11 protein-coding genes are annotated in these 8,544 nt (G+C 63.8%); 3 read left to right on the top strand and 8 right to left on the bottom strand.

Translation table 11 applies throughout. From position 1 onward, the window contains the following. The coding region (locus Q0139_RS03060) for a GAF domain-containing protein (protein ID WP_298017118.1) at positions 1 to 750 on the bottom strand (750 nt) is incomplete at its 3' end. A gap of 127 nt (positions 751 to 877) precedes the next feature. Between Q0139_RS03060 and Q0139_RS03055 the strand changes: the two genes are divergently transcribed. Then, positions 878 to 1,423, top strand: a complete 546-nt coding sequence (locus tag Q0139_RS03055; RefSeq protein ID WP_298017115.1) for a DsrE family protein — start codon at positions 878 to 880, stop codon at positions 1,421 to 1,423. A 43-nt stretch (positions 1,424 to 1,466) separates the two neighbouring features. Here Q0139_RS03055 and Q0139_RS03050 read toward each other — a convergent pair whose 3' ends face one another. Continuing rightward, positions 1,467 to 2,057, bottom strand: coding sequence for an N-acetyltransferase (locus tag Q0139_RS03050; protein ID WP_298017112.1), 591 nt, complete (start codon positions 2,055 to 2,057; stop codon positions 1,467 to 1,469). Continuing rightward, a complete protein-coding gene (locus Q0139_RS03045; RefSeq protein WP_298017109.1) occupies positions 2,054 to 2,791 on the bottom strand; it encodes a hypothetical protein in 738 nt (245 codons plus the stop codon). Before Q0139_RS03045 ends, Q0139_RS03050 begins: the two co-directional genes overlap by 4 nt. 109 nt (positions 2,792 to 2,900) lie before the next feature. On the opposite strand from Q0139_RS03045, the gene yghU reads away from it, so the two are divergent. Then, a complete protein-coding gene (yghU, locus tag Q0139_RS03040; protein ID WP_298017106.1) occupies positions 2,901 to 3,797 on the top strand; it encodes a glutathione-dependent disulfide-bond oxidoreductase in 897 nt (298 codons plus the stop codon). Here the strand turns inward: yghU and Q0139_RS03035 are convergent. The 4 genes from Q0139_RS03035 to Q0139_RS03020 form a co-directional block, all read right to left on the bottom strand. Next, positions 3,794 to 4,117, bottom strand: coding sequence for a type II toxin-antitoxin system RelE/ParE family toxin (locus Q0139_RS03035; RefSeq protein ID WP_298017103.1), 324 nt, complete (start codon positions 4,115 to 4,117; stop codon positions 3,794 to 3,796). The two genes, yghU and Q0139_RS03035, sit on opposite strands and share 4 nt — an antisense overlap. Beyond that, entirely contained in the window at positions 4,114 to 4,356 is a 243-nt protein-coding gene (locus Q0139_RS03030; RefSeq protein ID WP_298017100.1) for a type II toxin-antitoxin system ParD family antitoxin, read from the bottom strand. Before Q0139_RS03030 ends, Q0139_RS03035 begins: the two co-directional genes overlap by 4 nt. Positions 4,357 to 4,417: 61 nt before the next feature. Further along, the gene (locus Q0139_RS03025; RefSeq protein ID WP_298017098.1) at positions 4,418 to 5,449 is read right to left on the bottom strand and encodes a nitronate monooxygenase family protein; all 1,032 of its coding nucleotides are present in this window, start codon (positions 5,447 to 5,449) and stop codon (positions 4,418 to 4,420) included. 145 nt (positions 5,450 to 5,594) lie between these two features. Then, positions 5,595 to 6,836 carry an aspartate kinase gene (locus Q0139_RS03020; RefSeq protein WP_298017095.1) on the bottom strand — a complete coding sequence of 414 codons (1,242 nt, stop codon included), beginning with the start codon at positions 6,834 to 6,836 and terminating at the stop codon, positions 5,595 to 5,597. Positions 6,837 to 6,916: 80 nt separating this feature from the next. Between Q0139_RS03020 and ubiG the strand changes: the two genes are divergently transcribed. Then, a complete protein-coding gene (ubiG, locus tag Q0139_RS03015) occupies positions 6,917 to 7,690 on the top strand; it encodes a bifunctional 2-polyprenyl-6-hydroxyphenol methylase/3-demethylubiquinol 3-O-methyltransferase UbiG (protein ID WP_298017093.1) in 774 nt (257 codons plus the stop codon). 132 nt (positions 7,691 to 7,822) lie between these two features. Here ubiG and Q0139_RS03010 read toward each other — a convergent pair whose 3' ends face one another. Beyond that, positions 7,823 to 8,494: a glutathione S-transferase family protein gene (locus Q0139_RS03010; protein ID WP_298017089.1), complete on the bottom strand. Its 672-nt coding sequence runs from the start codon at positions 8,492 to 8,494 to the stop codon at positions 7,823 to 7,825. Between the last annotated feature and the right edge of the window lie 50 nt (positions 8,495 to 8,544).

Below are 8,544 nucleotides of genomic sequence, written 5' to 3'. Positions count from 1 at the left end.
GTCCTGATGCTCGCCGGCGCCGAATTCGGCCTGCTTCGTCATGTCGTCTATCTGCTCGCGCATCTTGCGGAAGGCGGCGTAGACGCGCTGGCGTTCGGCCTCGGTGTCGTCGGCGACGGTATGCTCGATCCGCACGCGCGGCTGGTGGAAAACGGCAACGCCTTCGCCCATGCCCATGACGAGTTTCTGACCGGTGAGCATCAGCGCGCCGGTCTCCCGATGTGCATCGGGATCGATCCCGCTGTCGTCGATCAGTTCGGCATTGGCGATGAGTTCGGCGAGGACCATGGCGACCGTCTGCAAGGCTTCGATTTCGACATCGTCATAGGGGCGCGGATCGGCATGTTGCACTGCCAATACGCCGACAGGACGCTCACGGTGGACGATCGGAACGCCGGCGAAGCTGTGGTACATTTCTTCGCCGGTCTCCGGCTTGTAGGCGAATTCGGGATGGGAGGTCGCCTCGTCGAGGTTCAGGATCCGCCCGGTATCGGCGATCACCCCCACCAGCCCTTCGCCCATGGCGAGCTTGGTGACGTGGACCGCGCTCTGGTTGAGGCCGCGCGTCGCGTAAAGCTCGAGCACGCCCTCTCGCAGCAGGTAGATCGAGCAGACTTCGCTATCGAGCGCCTCGCCGATGATTTCGACGACGCTGTTGAGCTTGGCTTGGGCATGGGTGCGCGAAGCCATCACGTCGTGCAGGCCGGTCAGGATTTCCCGTGCGGCGGAAGTGGCTTCGGCGAAACTCATATGACCGGCAATTAGCAGAGCCGCGAATGCCGCGCCATTGCAAAGGACAAATGATTGGCCTCGTTTTAGAGAGGATCAATTGCGCTAAAGATGGGCAAAGCCACGAAGATTCGGGAAGGAATATTTCATGTTCAGAGCCGCCCTATGCGGAGCCGCCGCGTTGGTCTCGGTGCCCGCTATGGCCCAGCCCGCCGAAAGCGATTTTCTGACCGGTCCGGTCATCGCCGATTTCGGCACGACGCTGCCGGTGCCCGGCGCGCAGGCGATCCCTGCCGGTGCCGAGTTCGCCGTTGCCTTCGACGTTTCGAAGGAGGCGGATACGGGAGAGATCAACCGAACGCTGAACAGCGCCGCGCGCTTCCTCAACATGCACGTTCGCGCCGGCGTCGAGCCCGAAAACATCCGTATCGCGATCGTCGTTCACGGCCGGGCCGTTCGCGACGTCGCAAACGCTGCGACCTATGCCGCGGCGCATGGAGGTGCCGGGAACGCCAACGCCGCGGCCGTCGCGGCGCTGCTGGGGCGTGGCGCGACGATCCATGTCTGCGGCCAGTCCGCCGCCTATTACGGTGTCGGTGCCGAGGATTTACTCCCGGGGGTGCGGATGGAGATCTCCGCGATGACGGCGCACGCGCTGCTCCAGCAGTTGGGTTACACGCTCAACCCGTTTTAGGAGTGGCCCGGTGCGGCGCCGAGCCGAAGGCGAGGTCTGACGATCACCGCCCCCGCCGAATCATCGGCGTCAGCACCGGCGATCCGCCATGGCTGATCTCGGCGACGATCTCGAAACCGTGGCGCTGGTAGAGCGAGATGTTCTTGGGGTTGGAGCTTTCCAGATAGGCGGTCTCGCCCGCCGCATCGATCCGTTCCAACATGTGCCGCATCAGCGCACCGCCCAGTCCGCGATTGATATGGGCCGGATCGGCGGCGATCATCGTGAGATACCAGATGGGCTCGTCGGGATGATGATGTTCGGCTTCCTCCATCACCGCGCCCATCGCCGCGCCGATGCCGGGGTCGATGGTGCCGAGGATGATCTCTTCCATCGCCTCGTCGTCGGTCTCCACGCCGGGCGGCAGCCAGAGCGCGGCGGCATGGCAGCCGGTCGTCGCGATGGCCGTGCCTTCGCCAAAGGCCTTGCCGCCATAGGCAGGGATGAAGGATTGCATCGCCTTCAGATAGGTTTCGCCGTCCGGCCAGAGCCAGCGCATGAAAGGATCGGACGCGAAGCCGAGCGTGATCGTGGACAGGGCGGCGTCGCGGGCGTCGGCCGCTGCGGTTTCGACGATGGCGGCTCGATCTGTCATGATTGCGTCTCCCTGATCGCATCGGCGATGGCGGTGCGTTTCAAACCCATGATGTCGCTTCGCGCGGCGATCATCGCGCGCAGGAAATCCATGTCGCCGCAGCGTTCCGTTTCCTCCGGGCTCGGATCGACGAGCGGTTGCCGGCCCATGCACTGGAAATAGCGAACGAAAAGGTGGTTTACGGCGTAGAGATTGCCGCTGAACGCCTGCGGGATGTTGAAGCCCTCGGGCGCTTCATCGGTTTCGCCCGCACGGACGACGCGACGGGCGGCGCTGGCCTCGCGTTCCCGGTCGCGTTCGCACTGGCCGGCGGTATAGCCGACACGCCGGTCGATCAGGATGTTGCAGTTTGAAAGATCGTAGTTGCGATCCTCCTCCGCCGAGATCGTGTCGGCGACGGCCGCGCCGTAAATCGCCGCCGCGCGGTTTCGGAAATAGAGGTAGCGCGAATCCCATTGCGCCATCAGCGGCGTCAGATCCTCTTCGTGCAGCCGCTGCGCCTCGGCCAGCCCCTCATCGTCCAGCCGCCGGATATTGTCGCCGATCTCGCGAACGGAGGAGGTGAGTTCGCCGGTCAGCGCGTAGAGTTCGGATTCGAGCTCCGGGCCGTTTTTGGCCAGCGTTTCGTGCGCGCCCCGCCGGGCGTCCACCCATGTCAGCACGATCGCCAGCGCGATCGCGGCGACGGCGATCCACGCCATCGGCACCAGCAGCCATTTCACCGTCTCGCGCAATTCTTGCCCCCTCCGAAGCGATCCTACTTAGCATCGCGCCCGGTTTTGGCGTAACAGATTCGCAGACCGCCGCGAAGTTGCGCGCGACACGAACAGGAGACGACACGCCATGGCCGACCAGGAAAACGACAGCGCCGCCAACAACCAGCCCGCGGGCTATGTGCCGCCCAAGGTGTGGACCTGGGACAAGGAAAGCGGCGGGCGGTTCGCCAATATCAACCGGCCGATTGCTGGCGCGACGCACGACAAGGAGCTTCCGGTCGGCAAGCACCCGCTCCAGCTCTATTCGCTCGGCACGCCCAATGGCGTGAAGGTGACGGTGATGCTCGAAGAGCTGCTCGCCGCCGGGCACGAGGGCGCCGAATATGACGCCTGGCTGATCAATATCGGCGAAGGCGATCAATTTGGAAGCGGCTTTGTCGACATCAATCCCAATTCGAAGATCCCGGCGATGATGGATCACAGCGTCGATCCCAAGATCCGGCTGTTCGAGAGCGGATCGATCCTCTTCTACCTTGCTGAGAAGTTCGGCGCCTTCCTGCCCACCGATCCGGCGAAACGCGCCGAGACGATGAACTGGCTGATGTGGCAAATGGGCGCCGCGCCGTTCCTGGGCGGCGGCTTCGGGCATTTCTACGCCTATGCGCCGTTCAAGATCGAATATGCGATCGATCGCTATTCGATGGAGGTGAAGCGCCAGCTCGACGTGCTCGACAAGAACCTGGCGGAGCGCGAATATATGATCGGCGACGAATACACGATCGCCGATATGGCGATCTGGCCCTGGTACGGCGCCATCGCCAAAGGCGCCGCCTATGGCGACGCGGCGGAGTTCCTGAGCGTGCAGGAGTACAAGAACCTGATGCGCTGGGTCGATCTGGTCGGCGAGCGCGAGACCGTGAAGCGCGGCCGGATGGTCAACCAGACCTTCGGCAAGCCGGAGAACCAGCTGCGCGAACGGCATGACGCGAGCGATTTTGATAATGTTGGGGCGGATAGCGCCTAAGCGAAATCGCCGTTTTCCGTTACTTCGCGCTCGCCGGCCCAATCCTCGCGGGAATGGGCAAAGCGAAGGATATGGAGCCGATCATCTGGACTGATCTGATAGACGATGAGGTGCGACCGGTATGGTTGGACACGCACCGGCGGATCGATCTCGGTCCGCTCGCGCGCCATGCGGGGGAAGTCGGCAATTCGCTCGAGCGCAGCAATCAGCCCGTCACGGTAGAGTTCGGCCTGTTCCGCCCCGTATTCCTCGATCGTGTAGCGCGCGATGGCTAGCAGGTCGGCTCCGGCCCGTTCGCTGAGCGACCAGCGCGCAGTCATCGGCTGCGGGCGATCCTTCGGGCCTCATCGAAGATTTCTTCGACCGTCTTATCGCTGACGCCGCTCGCCAATCCTTCGTCGACAAGCTTCTGGAACGCAGCGATCTTGCGTTTGCGCTCCTGGTCGCGGCGGATCAGGTCGCGAACATATTCGCTCGCATTGCCGTATTGGCCCCCCGAAAGCTGGGCTTCGACCCAATCCTTCATCGGGGTGGGGAGAGAGACATTCATGGTCGGCATGGCAGGGACTCCTATCTCACGGCACGATAACTCCAATAGCAACATTTGCCAACAGTTGCCATTACCCAGTCCTCGCCCGCCGCTCCTCCACCGTCAGCGCCGCGCCATCCATCAGCGTCCTGATGATCTCCGCCACCGGCTCCTCGCTTTTCACCATACCGACGCTCTGACCGGCCATCACCGATCCGTTCTCGACATCGCCGTCGATCACCGCACGTTTCAACGCCCCGGCCCAGTAATGCTCGATCTGGAGCTGGGCCTCGCCCATTTCGATCTCGCCTTTGTCGAGCAGGCCTGCGACTTCGACCTGTTTGCGGTTGAAGCTTTCGGTCGCCTTGTTCTTCAGCGCGCGGACGGGGATGACGGGGAGGCGGGGGTCGATCTGGACGCTGATCGTGGCGTCGCGCGCCGGGGCGCGGATGAACGCCTTTTTGAAATTCTCGTGCGCGATGCATTCGGTGGCGCAGACGAAGCGCGTGCCGAGCTGGACGCCGCTCGCGCCCATTTCAAGCGCGGCGGTGATCGCGGCGCCCTTGCCGATGCCGCCGGCGACAAACACCGGAAGCTCCTTGCCGATCTCGGGCAGGATTTCCTGGGCGAGGATGCTGGTCGCGACGGGGCCGATATGGCCGCCCGCCTCCATGCCCTCGATAACGAGCGCGTCGACGTTCGAGCGTTGCAGCTTCTTGGCGAGCGCGAGGGCAGGGGCGAAGCAGATGAGCTTGGCGCCGTATCCCTTGATCTTCTCGATCGCCTTGCCGGGCGGGAGGCCACCCGCGAGGACGACATGGCCGACGTCATGCTTCGCGCAGACATCGATCAACTCGTCGAGCTTGGGGTGCATGGTGATGAGGTTGACGCCGAAGGGCTTGTCGGTGCGTTTCGTCGTCTCGGCGATTTCCGCGTCGAGCATCTCGGGCTCCATCGCACCGCAGGCGATGACGCCGAAGCCGCCGGCGTTGGAGATGGCGCTGACGAGGTTGCGCTCCGAGATCCAGCTCATCGCACCGCCCATGATGGCGTATTCGGTGCCGAGAAATTCGCAGCCCCGCGCCATCATGGCGAGGACGGTGTCGTGGGGGGAGGTCGTCATTCCCTCTCCCCTTCAGGGGAGAGGGCTAGGGAGAGGGGGAGTTCGTTTCCGCCTTCTGCCCCTCTCCAAGTCCGGCTAGGCAGCAAGCTGCCAAGCCTTCCTATCCTCTCCCCTGAAGGGGAGAGGGCTGTTGGAACCAACCCCCTCACGCCGCATCCTCCGCATCCAGGCCGTACGCCGTGTGCAACACCCGCACCGCCAGCTCGGTATAATCCTCCTCGATCAGGACGCTGACTTTGATCTCGCTGGTCGTGATCGCCATGATGTTGATACCGCGATCGGCGAGCGTCTGGAACATCGTCGAGGCGACGCCCGCATGGCTGCGCATGCCGACGCCGACGACCGAGACCTTGCAGATATTCGTGTCGCTGGAAATTTCCTTGTAGCCGATCTTGCCCTTGGCCTGTTCGAGCACGTCGAGCGCGCGGGCGAGGTCGGCCTTGGGGACGGTGAAGGTCACATCGGTATTGCCGGTCTCCCGCGCGAAATTCTGCACGATCATGTCGACATTGATGTTCGCTTCGGCGAGCGGCGAGAAGATCGCGGCGACCGAGCCGGGCTTGTCCGCGACCGATGTCAGCGTGACCTTCGCCTCGTTCTTGTCGTGCGCGATACCGGTGATGAGTTGTTCTTCCATTTCGCCTTCCTCGAATTCCTCTTCGCCGCAAATGAGCGTACCGGGCCTGTCCTCGAAGCTTGAGAGCACCTGGACGGGGACCTTGTGCTTCATCGCCAGCCCGACCGATCGTGTCTGCAGGACTTTCGCCCCGACGCTGGCGAGCTCCAGCATCTCTTCATAGGTGACCTTGGACAATTTACGCGCGCGCGGGACGATGCGCGGATCGGTCGTGTAGACCCCGTCGACATCGGTGTAGATGTCGCAGCGATCGGCGTCCATCGCCGCCGCGATCGCCACGGCCGATGTGTCGGACCCGCCCCGGCCCAGCGTCGAAACGCGGCCGTCGTCGGCGATACCCTGGAAACCGGGAATGACCGCGACCTGCCCGCCGCTGATCGCCTCGCCGAGAATCTGCTTGTCGATGCCTGAAATTCGCGCCGATGCATGCGCCTCGGACGTGCGGATCGGGAGCTGCCAGCCTAGCCAGCTGCGCGCGTCGACGCCCATCGATTGCAGCATGATCGCCAGCAGCCCGGAGCTGACCTGTTCGCCGCTCGACACGACGACGTCATATTCGCGCGGATCGTAAAGCGAGGAGGCTTCGCGGCAGAACTGGACGAGCCGGTCGGTCTCCCCGGCCATCGCCGAAACGACGACCGCGACCTCGTTACCCGCATCGGCCTCGCGCTTCACCCGCTCCGCGACGTGGCGAATGCGCTCGATCCCGGCCATCGATGTGCCGCCGAACTTCATCACGATACGTGCCATGCTGTGAGCCTGAACCCCCGGAATCCTGCGCCGCTTCTCATATGGCGGGCGCGCTTCGAAGCTGTTAGGCAGCACCGGTTATGAACGCAAGCGCAGCATCCGCCGAAACGCCGCAGGGTACCGTCGATCCGAAGGAAGCCGCCCATTTCGGCAAGCTCGCCGCCGACTGGTGGGACCCGAAGGGCTCGTCCGCGATGCTCCACCGGATGAACCCGGCGCGATTGGGCTATGTCCGCGATGCGGTGAACCAGCATTGGGGTGCCGACGAGCATGAGCGGCGACCGCTGTCGGGCAAGCGCGCGCTCGATATCGGGTGCGGCGCGGGCCTGCTCTGCGAGCCTTTGGCGCGGCTGGGCGCGGCGGTGACGGGGATCGATGCCGCCGTGGAGAATGTCGAGGCGGCGAAGGTGCATGCCGCGCAATCGGGCCTCGCCATCGATTATCGCTGCGGCGGGATCGAGGCGGCGGACGGGGCGTACGACCTGATCACCTGTCTCGAAGTCGTCGAACATGTTGCCGAACCCGAACGCTTTATCGACGGCATTGCGGACCGGCTCGCGTCGGATGGACTGCTTATCCTCTCCACCCCCAATCGCACCGCCTTGTCGCGGCTCGCGATGATTACTGTGGGGGAAGGGGCGGGGCTGATCCCCAAGGGCACGCACGACTGGAACAAGTTCCTGAAGCCCGAGGAGCTCACCAAGCTGCTCGAGGCCGCCGGGCTGGCCGTGATCGATATGTCGGGCTTGAGCTTCTCGCCTGCGCGCGGTTTCGAGATCACGAGCCGGATGGCGCTCGATTATTTCGTAACGGCCAAACCCTCTCCCATCGGGAGAGGGATGCCGAGTTCTTAGCGAACGCAGTGAGCTTAGAATGAGCTGGGTGAGGGGCAGCGCACCTAAGTGTTGGCGCGCTGCCCCTCATCCAACTCCGCCTATCCTCGTTCCTCGGCAAGGCTGCGTATCCTTCTCCCGACGGGAGAAGGTTTAGAAGTCCACCTTGTCGTAATGCGCGGGCGGCGAGATGACCTCCATCCGCTCACTCAACAGCGGACGGAAACTCGGCCGGCTTTTCAGCCCGGCATACCAGTCTCGCGCCTGTTTGTGGCTCGACCAGTTGAAGCCGCCCAGATAGTCGGCCACCGAAATCTGCGCAGCGGCGGCAAGGTCTGCGAGGCTCAGCGTCGATCCGCCCAGCCAGCGGCGATGGTCGAGCAGATAGTCGATATAGTCGAGATGATTGTCGGCGGCCTTCATCGACTCGCGCAGCGCCGAGCCGTCGGGTGCGGCGCGGTGCACGAGCCGTTTGAACATGCGCTCGTGCATCAGCGGATAGGTCACCTCGCGGTAGAAATTCTCGTCGAACCAGGCGACGAGCCGGCGGATTTCGGCGCGCGCGGCGGCGTTGCCGGTGATCATCCGGGCGCTCTCAACCGTCTCCTCGAAATATTCGCAGATGGCGCGGCTGTCGATCAGCGTCGCGCGCGTTTCCTGCTCGACGATGACGGGCGTCGCGCCGGCCGGGTTGATATCGAGAAATTCGTCGCGGCGTTCCCAGGGCGATTCCCGCTCAAGGCTATAGCCGATACCCTTTTCGCCCATGAGCAGGCGAACCTTGCGGCTGAACGGGCAGAGCGGGAATTGGAAGATGGTCCACATGCGCGGCGACATTAGCGACGCTAGGTTGCGCGTCCAGCCGATTTGTCGAA

This window comes from uncultured Parasphingopyxis sp. (assembly GCF_937129435.1).
In the GTDB taxonomy this organism is placed as follows: domain Bacteria; phylum Pseudomonadota; class Alphaproteobacteria; order Sphingomonadales; family Sphingomonadaceae; genus Parasphingopyxis.
This window is presented reverse-complemented; position numbering and strand designations above follow the sequence as displayed.